This is a genomic window from Nocardia mikamii NBRC 108933 (assembly GCF_001613505.1).
Classification (GTDB): Bacteria; Actinomycetota; Actinomycetes; order Mycobacteriales; family Mycobacteriaceae; genus Nocardia; species Nocardia mikamii.
This window is the reverse complement of record NZ_BDCM01000012.1, coordinates 67,911-84,877: the sequence shown is the minus strand read 5'-3', so window position 1 is coordinate 84,877 and position 16,967 is coordinate 67,911. Positions and strand designations below refer to the sequence as shown.

The 16,967-nt window shown below is 69.0% G+C and carries 14 protein-coding genes; 8 read left to right on the top strand and 6 right to left on the bottom strand.

Features of this window, described 5'->3' with window-relative positions:
* The first annotated feature begins 20 nt into the window (after nucleotides 1-20).
* Together NMI01S_RS15235 and NMI01S_RS15225 are read left to right on the top strand one after the other, a co-directional pair.
* Entirely contained in the window at nucleotides 21-677 is a 657-nt protein-coding gene (locus NMI01S_RS15235; RefSeq protein WP_062997772.1) for a hypothetical protein, read from the top strand.
* 704 nt (nucleotides 678-1,381) lie between these two features.
* Nucleotides 1,382-2,389 carry a malate dehydrogenase gene (locus tag NMI01S_RS15225; RefSeq protein WP_062997768.1) on the top strand — a complete coding sequence of 336 codons (1,008 nt, stop codon included), beginning with the start codon at nucleotides 1,382-1,384 and terminating at the stop codon, nucleotides 2,387-2,389.
* A gap of 25 nt (nucleotides 2,390-2,414) precedes the next feature.
* Here NMI01S_RS15225 and NMI01S_RS15220 read toward each other — a convergent pair whose 3' ends face one another.
* The 3 genes from NMI01S_RS15220 to NMI01S_RS15210 all read right to left on the bottom strand — a co-directional run bounded on the left by NMI01S_RS15220 (nucleotide 2,415) and on the right by NMI01S_RS15210 (nucleotide 5,489).
* Nucleotides 2,415-3,284, bottom strand: a complete 870-nt coding sequence (locus NMI01S_RS15220; RefSeq protein ID WP_062997766.1) for a TIGR03619 family F420-dependent LLM class oxidoreductase — start codon at nucleotides 3,282-3,284, stop codon at nucleotides 2,415-2,417.
* 207 nt (nucleotides 3,285-3,491) lie between these two features.
* Nucleotides 3,492-5,162 (bottom strand): hypothetical protein, encoded by a 1,671-nt coding sequence (locus NMI01S_RS15215; RefSeq protein WP_062997764.1) that lies wholly within the window; start codon nucleotides 5,160-5,162, stop codon nucleotides 3,492-3,494.
* Nucleotides 5,163-5,165: 3 nt separating this feature from the next.
* Complete coding sequence (locus tag NMI01S_RS15210; RefSeq protein WP_062997762.1) at nucleotides 5,166-5,489, bottom strand: type VII secretion target; 324 nt, start codon at nucleotides 5,487-5,489, stop codon at nucleotides 5,166-5,168.
* A gap of 173 nt (nucleotides 5,490-5,662) precedes the next feature.
* Between NMI01S_RS15210 and NMI01S_RS15205 the strand changes: the two genes are divergently transcribed.
* The 4 genes from NMI01S_RS15205 to NMI01S_RS15190 all read left to right on the top strand — a co-directional run bounded on the left by NMI01S_RS15205 (nucleotide 5,663) and on the right by NMI01S_RS15190 (nucleotide 10,988).
* Complete coding sequence (locus NMI01S_RS15205) at nucleotides 5,663-6,655, top strand: NAD-dependent epimerase/dehydratase family protein (protein WP_062997760.1); 993 nt, start codon at nucleotides 5,663-5,665, stop codon at nucleotides 6,653-6,655.
* A gap of 90 nt (nucleotides 6,656-6,745) precedes the next feature.
* Nucleotides 6,746-7,789, top strand: coding sequence for an Rv2578c family radical SAM protein (locus NMI01S_RS15200; protein ID WP_062997758.1), 1,044 nt, complete (start codon nucleotides 6,746-6,748; stop codon nucleotides 7,787-7,789).
* A 170-nt stretch (nucleotides 7,790-7,959) separates the two neighbouring features.
* Nucleotides 7,960-9,912: a 2-oxoacid:acceptor oxidoreductase subunit alpha gene (locus NMI01S_RS15195; protein WP_062997756.1), complete on the top strand. Its 1,953-nt coding sequence runs from the start codon at nucleotides 7,960-7,962 to the stop codon at nucleotides 9,910-9,912.
* The gene (locus NMI01S_RS15190) at nucleotides 9,909-10,988 is read left to right on the top strand and encodes a 2-oxoacid:ferredoxin oxidoreductase subunit beta (RefSeq protein ID WP_062997754.1); all 1,080 of its coding nucleotides are present in this window, start codon (nucleotides 9,909-9,911) and stop codon (nucleotides 10,986-10,988) included. Before NMI01S_RS15195 ends, NMI01S_RS15190 begins: the two co-directional genes overlap by 4 nt.
* Before the next feature lie 89 nt (nucleotides 10,989-11,077).
* On the opposite strand, the gene NMI01S_RS15185 is transcribed toward NMI01S_RS15190, so the two are convergent.
* Both NMI01S_RS15185 and ypfJ read right to left on the bottom strand, forming a co-directional pair.
* Nucleotides 11,078-11,626 carry a hypothetical protein gene (locus tag NMI01S_RS15185; protein ID WP_157126190.1) on the bottom strand — a complete coding sequence of 183 codons (549 nt, stop codon included), beginning with the start codon at nucleotides 11,624-11,626 and terminating at the stop codon, nucleotides 11,078-11,080.
* Between the two features lie 97 nt (nucleotides 11,627-11,723).
* Nucleotides 11,724-12,623 (bottom strand): KPN_02809 family neutral zinc metallopeptidase, encoded by a 900-nt coding sequence (gene ypfJ / locus NMI01S_RS15180; RefSeq protein WP_039779223.1) that lies wholly within the window; start codon nucleotides 12,621-12,623, stop codon nucleotides 11,724-11,726.
* 305 nt (nucleotides 12,624-12,928) lie between these two features.
* Between ypfJ and aspS the strand changes: the two genes are divergently transcribed.
* Nucleotides 12,929-14,719 carry an aspartate--tRNA ligase gene (gene aspS, locus NMI01S_RS15175; protein WP_062998611.1) on the top strand — a complete coding sequence of 597 codons (1,791 nt, stop codon included), beginning with the start codon at nucleotides 12,929-12,931 and terminating at the stop codon, nucleotides 14,717-14,719.
* Between the two features lie 116 nt (nucleotides 14,720-14,835).
* Nucleotides 14,836-15,810 (top strand): DUF389 domain-containing protein, encoded by a 975-nt coding sequence (locus NMI01S_RS15170; protein WP_062997750.1) that lies wholly within the window; start codon nucleotides 14,836-14,838, stop codon nucleotides 15,808-15,810.
* Nucleotides 15,811-15,817: 7 nt separating this feature from the next.
* Here the strand turns inward: NMI01S_RS15170 and NMI01S_RS33740 are convergent, their stop codons facing one another.
* On the bottom strand, nucleotides 15,818-16,873 hold the full coding sequence (locus tag NMI01S_RS33740) for a DUF2189 domain-containing protein (protein ID WP_063920743.1): 1,056 nt from the start codon (nucleotides 16,871-16,873) through the stop codon (nucleotides 15,818-15,820).
* Nucleotides 16,874-16,967: the final 94 nt, after the last annotated feature.

Here is a 16,967-nt window from a genome sequence, read left to right as displayed (position 1 = left end):
GCGCGGATGAGCGCGGCCTCGTGAACGACGCGAATTCCGCGGCGCCGCAACCGGTCGGTCTCGACCTCATCGCCCCGGAGCTGTACGCGCCGATGCTGCGGCGGCTGGCGCTGGGCGCGATCGGCGCGGGTGTCGTCGTCGGCGTGGTGGTGGGGCTGGTCGTGAGCTGGCCGGCCGGTGTGGTGGTCGGCGGAGTGCTCGGCGCGCCGACGGCGATCTACGCGCTGGCGGTCCGGCGGCGGCGAATGTGGTTGTCGGGCACCGTGATCGAGGCTCGCACGCTGGTGGGCCGGCGACGGCTCGACGTCGCCGCGGCCACGGGTGTCGAGGTGCTCGTGTATCCGGGGCGGCTGAGCCGGATCGCGCTGCGGATCACCGCCGATGGCCGGACCCAGACCGTGCCGCTGGCGATGTACACCGACGCCGGTAGCGGACGCGAACTGCATGTTCTGGGGTTGCGGAAGCTCGCCGACGCGCTGTCGTCGGCGGAACTGGCCGCGGCACTGGCTCTGGCCGGATTGCTCGTGGGGCAGTTGCGGGCCGAGGCCCGGGACGCGGGTCTGGAACAGCGGCCCCTGTACCGGGCGGTGCAGCTGGTGCGGATGCGTGACATCGTGCAGCCGGTGCGGCTGAGCGACAGCGATATCGCCACGCTGAGTCGCGATAGCGCAGCGTGAATGTCGCGCTCCGGACGGAACGGACGTAGTTCGCCGCTGCGGTGCGCGGCACGAACGATATACGGTCACCGTCCGGTAACGAGCCGGCCGTGGCGGCGCGGGTGGGTTTTTCGGCATCCACCCCGGTCAGCAACCTTTCGGCTTACTCTGGCTCGGTCGGGGTTCGGTTGCATGCCGGGCCTGTGACCACACTGGTACCCGAACCGGCGGGGGTTTGACCTTTCGTGTCTAGTAATACTCCGGCGCGCAGCGAACACTGAGACTTGGAAGGTTTCCAGGATCGAAAAGAGTTCCAACGAAGGGTTCGTCATGCACACCATCAAATTCCGTAAAGCGGCCGCTGTTGCCGCCCTCGCAGTGGCCCTAGGCGCCGTCGTCGCCCCCGCCGCATCTGCCGCGAGCCCATCGAGCACCTCTCCGACGGCCAGCGACATCGACGGTTCCGTCGCGATCTGCTTCCCCTTGGGCAGTGTCGTCTGGTGCATCTGAGCTGTCGCGAGAAGGGGTGCCGCCCGAGGGGTGGCACCCCTTCCGTGTGGGCAGGTGGCGGGCGAGGCCGCCGGACGGAACGTCGAAAACGGTTGCGGGAGGGTGAGGATCCGCTCGAGCTGTCTGGTTGCTCACGGTGCCGGGTTCCCGGCGGTGAGGGTCGTTAGGGTGAAGATCGAAGCCGACCGTCGAGTTCTCGTGAACAAGGAGTTGTCGTGAGCAATGCCGCCCGCACGCCCGTGACCGTCACCGTCACCGGAGCCGCCGGTCAGATCGCCTACGGGTTGCTGTTCCGCATCGCCTCCGGCGCCATGCTCGGGCCGCAGACGCCGGTGCGGCTGCGGTTGCTGGAAATCCCGGCGGCCGTCGGCGCCGTCGAAGGGGTGGCGATGGAACTCGAGGACGGCGCTTTCCCGCTGCTCGAATCGATACACATCAGCGACGATCCGTGGGTGGGATTCGACGGCGCCTCGGTCGCCGTCCTGGTCGGCGCCCGCCCGCGCACCGCCGGGATGGAGCGTTCGGATCTGCTGGCGGCCAACGGGCCGATCTTCACCGATCAGGGTGCGGCCATCAACGCCAGTGCGGCCGACGATGTGAAGGTGCTGGTGGTCGGAAATCCCGCCAATACCAACGCCTTCATCGCGATGAGCAATGCGCCCGACGTGCCGGCGGCGCGCTTCACCGCGCTGACCCGCCTCGACCACAACCGGGCCATCGCCCAGCTCGCCGCGCGCAGTGGCGCCCCGGGCTCGTCGATCACTCGAATGACGGTGTGGGGCAACCACTCCGCGACGCAGTATCCGGACATCAGCTACGCGCTGATCGGCGGGCGGCCGGCCGATCGTGTGATCGACGACCCGGCCTGGGTGCGCGAGACCTTCATCCCCACCGTTCAGCAGCGCGGTACCGCGATCATCGCCGCCCGCGGGGCGTCCTCGGCGGCCAGTGCGGCGAGTGCGGCCATCGACCACATCCACGACTGGGTGCTGGGCACGGCCACTGATGACTGGGTGTCGATGGCGGTGCCCTCCGACGGCTCCTACGGGGTGCCGGAAGGGCTCATCAGTTCGTTCCCGGTGACGTGTGCCGGTGGTGAGTACTCGATCGTGCCGGACCTGGAGATCGGCGAATTCTCGCGTGAGCGTATCGATCTCAGCGTCGCCGAGCTCGCGGCCGAGCGCGAGGCGGTGATCGATCTCGGCTTCGCCAAGCGCGGCTGAGCCGATCGACCGCTCGCGCCGCCGATCACACCTTGGCGATGACCTTCTCCGCGTACTTCTCCAGATGCGCGATCTTGTCCGCGAGCGGCTCGGTGTCGTCCCCGGCGACGTACGGGTAGCGGAAGCCGACGATCACATCGGTGACGCCCTTGTCCTCGAGCCGCTTGATGCCGTCGGTGGTGTAGGCGTCCAGCGAAGCCGCGTGGATCTCGAACGGCGTGGATGCGTCACGCTCGGAACGCAATTCGTTCAACCGGGCGAGCATGCGGTCGAGATCCTCGGGATCGCCGCCGGCGTGCATCCAGCCGTCGCACAGGCGCACGGCGCGTCGCAGCGCGGCATCGCTGTGCCCGCCGACCAGGATCGGGAGGGGTTCGGTGGCGCCCGGGGTGATCTTGATCTTCGGGATGTCGTAGAACTCGCCGTGGTATTCGAAGTAGTCGCCGCGCGAGAGGCCGCGGACGATTTCGATGCATTCGTCCATGCGCTTGCCGCGCCGCTCGAACGGCACGCCCATGATCTGGAAGTCCTCGGGCCACGGGCTGATGCCGACGCCCAGCGAGAAGCGGTTGCCGCTGAGGTAGGCGAGGGAGGCGGCCTGTTTGGCCACCAGCACCGGCGGCCGGATCGGCAGCTTCACCACGAAGGGCGTGAACCGCAGCGTCGTGGTCACCGCGGCCAGCGCCGCGGAGAGGATGAATGCCTCGATGAACGGCTTACCGTCGAGGAATTCCCGGTTGCCGTCCGGGGTGTACGGGTAGGTCGAATCCGACTCCGCGGGATAGGCGACGCTGTCGGCGATGGTCATACTGTGGAATCCGGCCGCCTCCGCGGCCTGCGCCAGCGGTACGTAGTGCGCCGGATCGGTCATCGCCTCCGCGTAGGTGAAACGCATCGGTGGTCCTCTCGGGTGTTGCCGATATGAAACTAGAACAGATTCTAGTTGTGCTGGCGATCCTAGTGGGATAGGCAGTGCGTTGTCCCGAGTTCGACCACTGATCGGTCGAATGAACCTGTTCTAAGTACGGCTCCCGACGGAAAGGGCCCGGACCGTACGGTCCGGGCCATCCGGGGCGATGATGCGGCTGCCGCGCCGCCGCGCTCAGAGCTGGTCGTTCTCGTAATCGCTGATGAGCTCGTCGGAATGGGTCTGGCCGATGACCTCGGGCGTGGTCTCTCCCAGCGGGCCGGTGAGGTCGGTGTTGCCGGTGAGGCTCTGGTAGTTCTGCACCGTGCGACCGCGATCGTCGTCGGCGTTGCGCTGCCCGGCCGCGGGTGTGCCGCCGCCCATGAAGCCCGAACCGGGCGTGCCCTGTCCGGGCGTACCGGGCATACCCGGGCCGAACGGCATACCGGGGATCCCGGGGCGGGCGCCGGGCACCGCGGAACCGAGGCCGGGCTTGGCCGCCGCGCCGCCGCCGGACGCGGCGCCGCCGAGTCCGCCGGTGAGGCCGCTCAGCGCGCCACCACCACTGCCGCTCATCGAACCCGGGTGCGCGCCGTTACCGCCGAAGGCGCTGGCATGCGTCGACGCGCCGGACAGGCCGGAGCCGCTCAGGTCGCCGAGGCCGGCGGCCTGGGTGTCCGCGCCGCCGCCCGACAGCAGGTTCTGGGCCTGCTCCACGATCGGTTGCCCGACGTTCTGCGCCACCGCCTGCGCCGCATTGGCCGCCTGCGGTGCGTACTGCCCGGCGAGCTGGTTGACCACATTCGCCAATTGGCCTGTGTAGCCGCCCAATTCGCCTCGGGTGGCGTTCACGATCGTGACCGCCTGCCCGAGATGTTCGGTAGCCGCGGCGATCAGCGTGGCCTGGCCCGGGGGAGTGAAAGCGACCGGAGCGAGCGCGCCGGCCTGGGTGGCGAAGGACTGGGCGACCTGAGTGAGCTGGACGTTGCCGCGCTGCACCACCGCCGCGGCCTCGTCGGTGAGTTTCGAGATGTCGAAGCCGCGCTGGCTGGCGTCCTCACCGTGGGCCTGCACCTGTTGTCCCGCGGTCTGGGCGCTGGTGGCCGACTGTCCTTGCCAGACCTGCTCTACCGACTTCATCGCACCCATGCCGATCTGCATGGCGCTCTGGATGACCTGGGAGGACTGGCTGAGCAGATCGGCGGGGTTGAGTGCCCCCATCACACCGGTGCCGAAACTCGACAGCAGGTCGAGGAACGGTTTGAACAGCACGTCGATCCCCGGCAGCGCGGGCAGCGCCATACCGCTCATCAGCGCGGCCACCGGATCGGCGGGCATGGGAGGCAGATTCGCCGGCACCGCCGCGGCGACCGGGGCGGCGGCCTGCTGGACCGCACCGGCGGCACCGTCGAGTGCGGCGGGCGCCTGATTCAGTGCGGCCTGAGCGCCGTCGAGCACGTGCTGCGCGCCGGGTACGCCGCCGAGCGCACCGGCGGCCTGATGCAACACGTCGTGGCCCGCGCCGAGCAGCGGCGACGCGGCGTCGCCCAGCACTCCGGCGTGGCCGTCGCCGGCATCGGGGGCACCCGAACCCCCGCCGGGCAGGTGCGGAGCGCCGATTCCGTGGGAACCGTTGTCCTCGAACTCTTTCCGTGCCGTGGTGAAGGCCGGTGCCGAGGCGGGCGGCGTATCCGGCGGCAGCTGCGGAAGCGGGATATCGGTGATCGGGCCCTGCTGTGCGGCCGAGGCCGGCGTGGCGTCCGGGATGGAGGCCGGTGCGGCGGGCGCGATCGGTGAGGTGTCGGCCGCGGGGGCGGCCGGGGCGGCGATGACGCCGCTGTCGGTACCGGAACCGATGGTGTGCACCGATCAGCCTCCGATCGCGTTGCCGATGGCGCCCAGGGCCCCGGCGGCGGCTGCGTCGTTGTCGCCGAGGATCGCGACGGTGCCGAATGCGGACTGCCCCAAGTGATTACATTTGGCCGACAGGTCGTTGACATCGCTGCAGTGCAGGACCTGCGCCGCCGCGAACATCGCCAGGTAGTCGGCGCCGATGAGCCCGAAAACGGGCGTCATCGCAGCTACGTGCGTCGCGGTGTCCATATCGGCCGCGCCCGCGATTTCGGTACCGATGCTCTGATGTGCCGCTCCGAACGCGCTGATCGCGCTCTGGTCGGCGGTGAGATCGCTCATCGAACTGCCCCCCAATCATCGTGGTCAACTATTCGTCAACGTCGAACAAGCCGCGCGACCGGGCGTCGACCGGTGGCTGGGCTGGGCTCAATATAACCGACCCGGCCGACGCGATTCGAGTCCGACAAACTAGAACTTGTTGCAAATTAGAACGGGTTCTATATTCTCGTCGCATGAAGGTCGCAGTCACCGGCGCAGCCGGCTTCCTTGGCACGAATCTGCTTCACCAGCTGGTGGAGCGCGGTCACGAGGTGACCGCCATCGACCGGGTTCGGCCCTCCGGTGCAACGGATCCGAGTGTGACCTGGGTGAGCGGCGACGTGCTGGACCCGGCGTCGATGCGTTCGGCTCTGGCCGGTGCGGAGGTGGTCTACCACCTGGTCGCCGTGATCACCCTCGCGCATCGCAACGACCTGGCCTGGCGGGTGAACACCGAAGGTGTGCGCGTGGTGGCCGAAGCCGCGCTGGCGGTCGGCGCCCGGCGCATGGTGCACGCCAGTTCGATCCACGCCTTCAACCAGTACAGCTGCGGCGGCCGCATCGACGAGAACGCGCCGCGCTCCGTCGATCCGGCGTTGCCCGTCTACGACCGCTCCAAATTCCAGGGCGAGGTGGAATTGCGCGCGGTCGTCGACCGGGGTCTGGACGCCGTGATCTGCAATCCGACCGGCGTGTACGGCCCAGTCGACCACTCCGACTCCCGGATCAACACCACGCTGTGGGACGCCGCGCGCGGACGGGTGCCGGTGATGATCGGCGGCGGATTCGATCTGGTCGACGTGCGTGACGTCGCCACCGGCCTGATTCTCGCCGGCGAGCGCGGGCGCACCGGCGAGAACTATCTGCTCTCCGGCGCGATGGTGACGATGCTCGAGGTCACCCAGCTCGCCGCTCAGGTCAACGGGAAGCGCGGCCCGCGTTTCGCCATTCCGGCCAAGGTGATCTCCGGGGCGCTGCCGGTGCTGGAACCGATCGGGAAGCTGCTGGGCAGCGACCGGGTGTCGCGGGCGGCGATGGGGGCACTGCTGTCGGCGCCCGAGATCGACGGGACCAAGGCGCGCACCGAACTCGGCTACCTGCCCCGGCCGACCGAGGAAACCGTACGTGACCTGGTGGCCTTCTATAAGGGTGAGTCCGTGCGCACGGTCGCGAGCAGTATGGCCTGACGGTCGTTCCGGGACGGCGCCGCGGCATGCACGGGGTGCGTGCGCGGCGCGGTCCTTGACATCGTATCGAACGGGTGTTCGACTGGACGGGTGCGATGGCAGAACCAGAACCCGGCAGCCGACGACGGCGCGCTCCCAGGGCTGGAGCGTGCCGGATTCGTCCGCAGCGTGCAGACACCTGACTTCGAGGGCGTCACCTTTCACGAAGTGCTGTGCAAGAGTGCGCTGAACAAGGTGCCGCAGCGTTCGGCGGTGCCGTTCGAATGGACGATCAATCCGATGCGCGGCTGTTCGCACGCCTGCCGATACTGCTTCGCCCGCCCCACCCACGAATATCTGGACCTGGACGCCGGGCGTGATTTCGACAGCCAGATCGTGGTCAAGACGAACGTGGCCGCGGTGCTGCGCCAGGAATTGCGCCGGCGCTCGTGGCGGCGCGACCCGGTCGCACTGGGCACCAACACCGATCCCTACCAGCGGGCCGAGGGGCGTTACCGCCTGATGCCGGGGATCATCGCCGCCCTCACCGACGCGGATACGCCGTTCTCCATCCTCACCAAGGGCACGCTGCTGCGGCGGGACCTGCCGATCCTGGTGGAAGCGGCCCGCGTGGTCCCGGTGAGTCTGGCCGTGTCGATCGCGACGGTCGACGAGGAACTGCACCGCGCGGTCGAGCCGGGTACGCCCGCCCCCCGGGCGCGGCTGGAACTGGTGCGGACACTCGCCGAGGCCGGATTCGACGTGAACGTGATGGTGGCTCCTGTCATTCCGTATCTCACCGACGACCTCGACCACCTGGACCGGTTGCTCGGCGCGATCGCGGCGTCCGGCGGAGCGCGGGCCACGGTGCTGCCCATGCATCTGCGCGGAAGTACCCGGGGCTGGTTCCTGCAATGGCTGGCCGAACGTCACCCGGCGCTGCTGCGGCGATACCGGCAGTTGTACGGTCGTGGGGCGTACGTCACACCGGAGTACTCTGCGTGGTTACGGCAGCGAGTGGATCCGCTGCTGGCCCGGTATCGGCTCGATCGGCACCGGGACCTACCGGCGCGGGGCCGGGCCGCGGGCCCCTCCGAGCCGGACGGTGACGTGCAGGCAATACGGTCCGACCCGCAGTTGGCGTTGTTCGGTTGATCGCTCCGCCGGATACCGGCGGACCCACCGGCCCCTGGGGGCCCGGTCGCTCGCGGCCGAAATTCGTTGTACCGCATGCTCGCCGGGTTGTTCGTTCCACGGATTCTCCGGCGAGCCGCGGAGTAACTTGGCGTGTGGTACCTCATCCTACGAGGAAGTGATGCAGGCGCATGGTGTCGAATCAGGGCGTTGACGGCCCCACCGGCAGCGAAAAATTGGAGAAGGTCGTCATCCGCTTCGCCGGTGATTCCGGCGACGGTATGCAGCTGACCGGAGACCGATTCACCCACGAGGCGGCCGCCTTCGGCAACGACCTCGCCACCCAGCCGAACTTTCCGGCCGAGATCCGCGCACCCCAGGGCACTCTGCCCGGGGTGTCGTCGTTCCAGATCCAGATCGCCGACTACGACATCCTCACCGCGGGCGATCAGCCCGACGTGCTGGTGGCCATGAATCCGGCCGCCCTCAAAGCGAACATCGACGATCTCGCACGGGGCGCGACGGTCATCGTCAATACCGACGAGTTCACCAAACGCACCCTCGCGAAGGTCGGCTACGAACGAGATCCGCTGACCGACGACAGTCTCGGTGACTTCGTGGTGCACCGGGTGCCGATGACGTCGCTGACACTGACCGCCACCGAACCGACCGGGGTCGGCAAGAAGGACGGCCAGCGCGCGAAGAACATGTTCGCCCTGGGGCTGCTGTCATGGATGTACGGCCGCCCGCTCGGCGGCACTGAGGCCTTCATGCGCGAGAAGTTCGCCGCCACACCCGAAATCGGCGAGGCCAACGTGCTCGCGTTCCGGGCCGGCTGGAACTACGGCGAAACGACCGAAACCTTCGCCACCACCTACGAAGTCGCGCCCGCCGCACTGCCGCCGGGCACCTACCGGCAGATCACCGGCAATACCGCCCTCGCCTACGGCGTGATCGCAGCGGGGCAACTGTCCGGGCTGCCGGTTTTCCTCGGCACCTATCCGATCACGCCGGCCTCCGACATCCTGCACGAACTGAGCAAGCACAAGAACTTCGGCGTCACCACCTTCCAGGCCGAGGACGAGATCGCGGGAATCGGTGCGGCACTGGGTGCTTCGATCGGTGGCGCGCTCGGCGTGACCAGTACCTCGGGCCCCGGGCTGGCGCTCAAGAGCGAGACGATCGGCTTGGCGGTGATGACGGAACTGCCGCTGGTGATCGTCGACGTCCAGCGCGGCGGACCCTCGACCGGCCTGCCCACCAAGACCGAACAGGCCGATCTGCTCCAGGCGCTGTACGGGCGCAACGGCGAATCGCCCGTGGCCGTGGTGGCGCCGCGCTCGCCGGCGGACTGTTTCGCGGCCGCGGTGGACGCGGCGCGGATCGCGCTCACCTACCGCACCCCGGTACTGCTGCTGTCCGACGGCGCCATCGCCAACGGATCCGAGCCGTGGTCGATTCCACGGGTCCGCGACCTCGAGCCGATCGATCCGGCATTCGAACCACCGGCAGAAGAGGGTGCGACGGACGGGCAACCGTTCCAGCCCTACGCGCGCGACCCGGAAACCCTCGCCAGGCCCCTGGCCAGGCCCGGAACCGCGGGCCGCGCCCACCGGATCGGCGGCCTGGAGAAGGCCGACGGCAGCGGCAACATCTCCTACGATCCGGCCAACCACGAATTGATGGTCCGCCTGCGTCAGGCGAAGATCGACGGCATCGCGGTACCCGACCTCGAGGTCGACGACCCCGACGGCACGGCCGATCTGCTGCTGATCGGCTGGGGCAGTTCCTACGGCCCGATCGGAGAGGCGTGCCGGCGAGCGCGCCGCCGCGGCGTACCGGTCGCACAGGCCCACCTGCGCCACCTCAACCCGCTGCCCGCCAACACCGGCGAGGTGTTGCGCCGCTATCGCCGGGTGGTCGCGCCGGAGATGAACGGCGGCCAGCTGGCGTTGCTGCTGCGCGGCAGATATCTGGTCGACGTGCAGCCGTGGACGAAGGTGGCCGGGACCGCCTTCTCCGCCCAGGAGCTGGTCGGCGTGATCGACGCGGCACTGGACGGATCCATCGGCGAGCTGGAACAGAACAAGGCCTTCGATGCCCGGGCCCGGGCGACCTATCGCACGACAGGGGGATACCGATGACCATCGTCGACACCTCGCTCATCGGCGCCGATCTCGGCCTGACCGGAGTCTCCGGAGTGCCCGGCGCGGACGGCCCGCAGAAGGTCAAGGACTTCACCTCCGATCAGGAGGTGCGGTGGTGCCCCGGATGCGGTGACTACGTCATTCTCGCGACCGTGCGCGGTTTCCTCGCCGAGCTGGGCTTGCGGCGCGAAAACCTGATGTTCGTCTCCGGCATCGGATGTTCCAGCCGGTTCCCGTACTACCTGGACGCCTACGGCATCCACTCCATTCACGGCCGTGCCCCGGCGATCGCCACCGGACTCGCGGTGACCAGGCCGGATCTGTCGGTCTGGGTCGTCACCGGCGACGGCGACGCCCTGTCGATCGGCGGCAACCACCTCATCCACGCGCTGCGCCGCAACGTGAACATGACAATCCTGCTGTTCAACAACCGGATCTACGGCCTGACCAAGGGCCAGTACTCACCGACCTCCGAACCGGGGAAGGTGACCAAGTCGACGCCGCTCGGCTCGATCGACCACCCGTTCAACACGCTGTCGGTGGCGTTGGGAGCCGAGGCGAGTTTCGCCGCGCGCGCCCTCGACTCCGACCGCGCCGGGCTCACCGAGGTGCTGCGCGCCGCAGCCGAGCATCGCGGCACCTCGTTCGTGGAGATCCTGCAGGACTGCCCGATCTTCAACGACGGCTCCTTCGACGCGCTGCGCCGCGACAACGCCGAATCCCACCTGATCCGCTTGCGGCACGGGGAACCGATCCGCTTCGGCGCGGACGGCGAATTCGCGGTGGTGCGCAACGGTTTCGGGCTCGAGGTGGTCGCGGCGTCGGAGGTCGCCGAGAGTGAGATCGTGGTGCACGACGCCCATTGCGAACGGTCCGAATACGCCTACGCGCTCTCGCGGTTGACCTCCCAGGATCTGACCCACGTGCCGATCGGCATCTTCCGCGACGTCACCCGTCCCACCTACGACGACGGGGTCCGGGCGCAGACCGCGGTGGCGGTCGAACGCGCACCGGTCGGGCCGCGGTCGCTGCAGGATCTGCTCAACGGCCGCGAGACCTGGACCGTCGGCTGACCCGCGGGGTCGGCAGCCCGTACCGATTGCGCCCCTGAGCTTTTCGGCGCCCCGATCGCGAGGACGCGATCGGGGCCTTGGGGCCGCGATCAGCGGTCGGCGACGAACGCGTCGACCAACTTCTTGCACAGGTCCGAGAACCGGGTGCGGTCTGCTTTCTGGGCGTCGGTGAGTCCGTCGGTGCCGCCGGGGGAGTACACCACCAGGTGCACGTCCTGGTCGGGTGTGGCGCCCAGGAAATCGAGCAGGGTGGACCCGCCGCTGCCGTCGGTGGGCATGCCCAGATCCGCGGCGGCCAGTTTCTTCGCCTCCTCGGCGGCGGCATGGACCGCGTCGAGGGAGACGTGTCCGTTGCGCTGCCGCGGCGCCTTGTCGGCCGGACGGTCCGGATCGGCGGCGTCGGGACTGTTCACCGCATGCCCGTCCGAATAGACGAGCAGTGTCGGCGCCGGCGTCACCCCGGCGTGCTCCCCGCCCGGAATCGTGGTCAGCGCCACCGACAGTCCGGCCGTGGGTTCGTCGGCAACGGCCGTCATCGCACCGCCGGCCACCGCCAGCGCCGCGGCGCATACCGCCACCGCCACCCGCACACCCGGCACTGTTCGTCTCGCACCGCCGATAACCCGCATGTCGTTCACTCCTGCCCTCCACCCGTCCCGGTCTCGCCGATCATTGTGCCCGCACCGCTGCCGACATCCGCCCGACCCGCCCGTTCGAATGCGCGCCCGCCCCGGCTCAGCGCAGTGCCGGCGGATTGTTCAGATCCGGTGCCGAGAAGGTGTCACATGCCGCGACCTGGCCGTTCCGGTAGCCGGTCAGGAACCACTTCTGCCGCTCGTTCGACGAACCGTGCGTCCACCCTTCCGGATTCACCCGTCCGGTGGCGGCCTTCTGGATCCGGTCGTCGCCGACCGCCGCCGCGGCGGAGAGCGCGTCTTGGATGTCGCTGTCGGACAACGGCTTCAGCAGCGGCTGGGAACCACCGGGGGCCGGGGTCTTGTCCGCGTAACTCGCCCACAGGCCCGCGTAACAGTCGGCCTGCAATTCGAGGCGAACCGATCCGGAATCGGGGCCCTTGGGATCGCGCTGCGCGCGCCCGCTGTCGCCCAGCAGGTTCTGGATGTGATGGCCGAATTCGTGCGCCACCACGTACTCCTCGGCCAGCGGACCACCCGCCGCGCCGAACTTGTCCCGCAGTTCCTGGAAGAACCCGGTGTCGAAATATGCCTTGCGGTCCGCCGGACAGTAGAAGGGGCCGACCGCGCTGGTCGCGTTGCCGCATCGGGTGGCGACCGACCCGGTGAACAGCGTCACACCGGGCTTCGTGTACTGCACCCGGGTCTGACGCGGCAGGACCCCGCCCCAGACGCCGTCGAGACTCTGCGCGGTCAGCACCACTCGGCATTGCGCGTACCGGTTCGCGTCACCGTTGGTTTTGCAGACGGAGGTGTCGACGCCACCGGTCTGCGTTCCCGAGGTTCCGCTGCCGAGCAGATTGCCCGGATTCACACCGAACAGCACCGCGAGAATCAGCACGATCAAGCCACCGCCACCGCCCAAGGCGAGCTTGGGGCCCATTCCGCCGCCGGTGGAGACCCGGTCCGGATCGATATCCATACCTTCGTTGAAGGTCATCGTTGCTGCTCCTGTGGATCGAGTGGGCTGTTCGGCGCTCGGTCAGCCGAAAACAACCCCTACAGCTTGGCATGAGCGTCGGGGGCTCGAGGGCCGAGTAGCTGTCGTGTCCGCCGAGCGCCCGACGACGAATGCTGCGGCGTCGCGGCGGATCCGTGGTGCCGGCCGTGTTCGCCGGCTGTCCGCGACGCGGCGGCACGCGGGGGAGTCGGATATCGGTTTCCGTCCGGCCGCCGCGCCTCACTACCATGGGGGCGCACCAGGTCATCCCGTGCCCGGTGCACCGTGTCGTCGAAAGGATTCCCGTGCTGCGCACCCACTTGGCTGGTTCGCTGCGAAGCGAGCACGCCGGTCTGACCGTCACCCTCACCGGCTGGGTGGCCCGGCGGCGAGACCACGGTGGCGTGATCTTCATTGATCTGCGCGATGCGTCGGGGGTCGCGCAGGTGGTCTTCCGCGAGGGTGTGCCGGCCGAACAGGCCCACAAACTGCGGGCGGAGTACTGCGTGCAGGTCACCGGTGTGGTCGAAGGGCGTCCGGACGGCAGCGAGAACCCGAACCTGCCCACCGGTGCGGTCGAGGTGAACGTCACCGAACTCGTGGTGCTCAACGAGGCCGCGCCGCTGCCGTTCCAGCTCGATGAGCAGCCCGGCGAAGAGGCGCGCCTGAAGTACCGCTACCTCGACCTGCGCCGCGAGGGCCCCGCGCACGCCATCCGGCTGCGGTCGAAGGTCAACGCCGCCGCCCGCGAGGTGCTGGCTCATCACGCCTTCGTCGAGGTCGAGACCCCGACGATGACGCGGTCCACCCCCGAGGGCGCGCGTGACTTCCTGGTGCCCGCCCGGCTGCAGCCCGGCAAGTTCTACGCCCTGCCGCAGAGCCCGCAGCTGTTCAAGCAGTTGCTGATGGTCTCGGGGGTGGAGCGGTACTACCAGATCGCCCGCTGCTACCGCGACGAGGATTTCCGCGCCGACCGCCAGCCCGAGTTCACCCAGCTCGACCTGGAGATGAGCTTCGTGACGCAGGAGGATGTGATCCTGCTGGCCGAGGACATCCTGGTCGCGCTGTGGAAACTGGTCGGCCACGAGATCCCCACGCCGATTCCGCACATGACCTACGCCGAGGCGATGCGCCGCTACGGCAGCGACAAGCCGGATCTGCGGTTCGGCATCGAGATCACCGAATGCGCCGAATACTTCAAGGACACCTCCTTCCGGGTCTTCCAGGCGCCCTATGTCGGCGCGGTCGTGATGCCGGGCGGGGCGAGCCAGCCGCGGCGCCAGCTCGACGCCTGGCAGGAATGGGCCAAGCAGCGCGGGGCGAAGGGCTTGGCGTACATCCTGGTCGGTGAGGACGGCACCCTCGGCGGCCCGGTCGCCAAGAACCTGTCCGACGCCGAACGCGAGGGCCTGGCCAAGCACGTCGGCGCGGCGCCGGGCGACTGCATCTTCTTCGGCGCCGGAGAGGTGAAATCGAGCCGGGCGCTGCTGGGCGCGGCGCGTGGCGAGATCGCGCGCAAGTGCGGACTGATCGACGAGGACGCGTGGGCGTTCGTGTGGATCGTGGACGCGCCGATGTTCGAGCCCGCCGCCGACGCCACCGCGAGCGGCGATGTGGCACTCGGACATTCGGCCTGGACCGCGGTGCACCATGCGTTCACCTCGCCGAAGCCGGAGTCCATCGACACCTTCGACACCGATCCGGGCGCGGCGCTGGCCTATGCCTACGACATCGTCTGCAACGGCAACGAGATCGGCGGCGGCAGTATCCGCATCCATCGCCGTGACGTGCAGGAGCGGGTGTTCAAGGTGATGGGCATCAGCCACGACGAGGCGCAGGAGAAGTTCGGATTCCTGTTGGACGCCTTCGCCTTCGGCGCGCCGCCGCACGGTGGAATCGCCTTCGGCTGGGACCGTATCACCGCGCTGCTGGCCGGGGTGGATTCGATTCGCGAGGTCATCGCGTTCCCGAAGTCCGGTGGCGGCGTGGACCCGCTGACGGAGGCGCCTGCGCCCATCACCGCGCAGCAGCGCAAGGAAGCCGGCCTCGACGTGGTGCTCGACGAGCACGGCAAGCCGAAGGCCGCCTCGGCCTGATCCGCAACCGGAGGTGCCGCCGCGGTTGTGGGCGGTCGCGGCCGCGCACCGGCTAGTCTGCAGATCGTCCGGCGCCACCCGGTGCCGGACGCTCGTGCCGACGACAGGGGACTGGGGTGCTGCACCTGCGGGCGGTCTGCCCACCGGAGTCGACCGACGCCGCGGTGACCGCGCTGCGGGCCGAACCCGGCGCCACGCTGATCACCGTGCAGCGCGGCGCCTCGGTCGAGCCGCCCGGTGATCTGGTCCAAGCCGATATCGCTCGCGAATCGGCCAACGATGTGCTGGCCGGTCTGCGCGGGCTGGGTATCGGCGACTACGGCGGCATCATGCTCTCGCCGGTGGAAACGGTGCTGTCGGCCCCGGCCGACCGCGCGGTCGAGGCGGCGCCGGGCGATCCGTCGGATGCGATCGTCTGGGAGGAGCTGCTCGCTCAGACCCACGAGGAATCGACGCTCAACCCCACCTTCCTGTCCTTCATCACGATCGCATGCCTGCTGGCCGTCGTCGGTGTGGCCACCGATTCCCCGGTGACCGTCGTCGGCGCCATGGTGGTCGGACCCGAGTTCGGGCCGCTCGCCGCCGTCGCGGTCGCGGTGGTGCGCAGGGATTTCCGTCTCGCCCGTCGTTCGATCCTGGCCCTGCTGATCGGCTTTCCCGTGGCGATGGGGATCGCGACGCTGGCGTCGCTGGTGTGGGAACAGTTCGGCTGGATCACCGTCGACCGCATCCACGCCATCCGCAATGTGGACTTCATCTACGAGGTGGGCCCGTTCTCGCTGGTGGTGGCGCTGCTGGCGGGTGCGGCGGGGATGATGTCGCTGGTGACCGCGAAATCGGCGGCGCTGGTCGGCGTGTTCATCTCGGTGACGACGATTCCGGCGGCCGGTTTCGCCGCGGTCGCCGCCACCGTCGGTGAATGGCACAAGGCATTCGAGTCGATCGGCCAGCTGGGAGTGAACATGGTCGGCATCGTCGTGGCGGGCATCATCGTGCTGCGATTGCGTCCCCATCACGGGCACGCACTGGGCCCGCCACGTCCGAAGCGACCGAACATACTGTCGCGCTGGTGGTTCGGCGGCGACGATTGAGAAATGCTCAGGCGATCAGGCCGCCGGTGAGCGTCCGGTAGGAGTAGGTGACCGCAATGACGGTGAGCGGTCCCACCACCAGCAGGCCGATACCGCACAGCGCGGTGGCGACGATCGTCAGCGCGGCCACGGTCAGGGCCAGCAACAGCGTCGGCACGAAATTCGAGACCACCAGCTGCACACTGGATTTGATCGCGCTGAACGGATCGAGATCCTGGTCGATCACGTAGTGCAGCGAGAACATGCACAAATAGCCCACGACGAGGGCCGGCACGATGCACAGCACCGCGCCGACGCAGGCCGCCACGAAGACGAGCAGCGCGGTGATCAGCACGTTGCCGGCGTTGACGAAGCCGAAGAACGACGCGAAATCCGGTGGCGTGCCGTCGGTTTCGTACAGGGCGCCGCGGATCATCGCCGCCTGTAGCAGCCAGACCACGACCGCTGCGAGCAAGCCGATCAGCACCACCGGCATCAGCGAATTCATATGCGTGACGTTCACCACCACGGTCACCATCAGATAGGCGACGAATCCGACGAGCGTAATGGCGACCCACGGAATCGGGTTGGCGCGGAAGCGATCCCACGCGAAGCTGAGCGCCCGGCCGACATTGAGTCCCGGCGCCACGGCGTATCCCGGCGGCGCGCCGTACCCGGGCGCGCCCTGGGGCGGCATGCCGTTATCCGGTGCGCCCCAGCTCTGGTCGGCGGGCGGCGGATAGGCGCCCGGTGGGACGCTGCCGGGCGGGCCGTAGGTGGGGCCGGGCTGACCGTGCGCTCCGGGTGGCGACGCCACCGGGGGCACCCCGCCCGGGGTGACCTGGGGCGGCTCGCCCGGAGCCCCGCCGTACTGCGGTGCGCCGTACTGTGGTGCGCCGGAGCCCTCGAACTGCGGATACCCCGTGGCTCCGGCCATTTCGGGCCGGCCCGGCGTTGCGGAATGTTCGCCTGGTCCGGCGGCGGGTCGGGCGGGACCGGTGGGGTGCTGCCCGGGCCGGCTCTGCGGTCGCCGCTCACCGCCTTCGCCGGTGTCGCGGGGTGCGGACTGCGGGGAGTCGGTCATCGTCGGACCTTTCGAATCACCTGGGTTCTGGTGCGGCACACTGCAGTTGAGATTTCGACACAACCGGACACGGCCGGGCGTGTCAAGCGACGGG

What these genes read in the sequence shown, in the direction of transcription:
- ypfJ (WP_039779223.1), bottom strand. Translation starts at nt 12,623, where the DNA reads ATGACCTTCAACGAAGGTATGGATATCGATCCGGACCGGGTCTCCACC.
- NMI01S_RS15190 (WP_062997754.1), top strand. Translation starts at nt 9,909, where the DNA reads ATGACCATCGTCGACACCTCGCTCATCGGCGCCGATCTCGGCCTGACC.
- NMI01S_RS15210 (WP_062997762.1), bottom strand. Translation starts at nt 5,489, where the DNA reads ATGAGCGATCTCACCGCCGACCAGAGCGCGATCAGCGCGTTCGGAGCG.
- NMI01S_RS15220 (WP_062997766.1), bottom strand. Translation starts at nt 3,284, where the DNA reads ATGCGTTTCACCTACGCGGAGGCGATGACCGATCCGGCGCACTACGTA.
- NMI01S_RS15195 (WP_062997756.1), top strand. Translation starts at nt 7,960, where the DNA reads ATGGTGTCGAATCAGGGCGTTGACGGCCCCACCGGCAGCGAAAAATTG.
- NMI01S_RS15205 (WP_062997760.1), top strand. Translation starts at nt 5,663, where the DNA reads ATGAAGGTCGCAGTCACCGGCGCAGCCGGCTTCCTTGGCACGAATCTG.
- NMI01S_RS33740 (WP_063920743.1), bottom strand. Translation starts at nt 16,873, where the DNA reads ATGACCGACTCCCCGCAGTCCGCACCCCGCGACACCGGCGAAGGCGGT.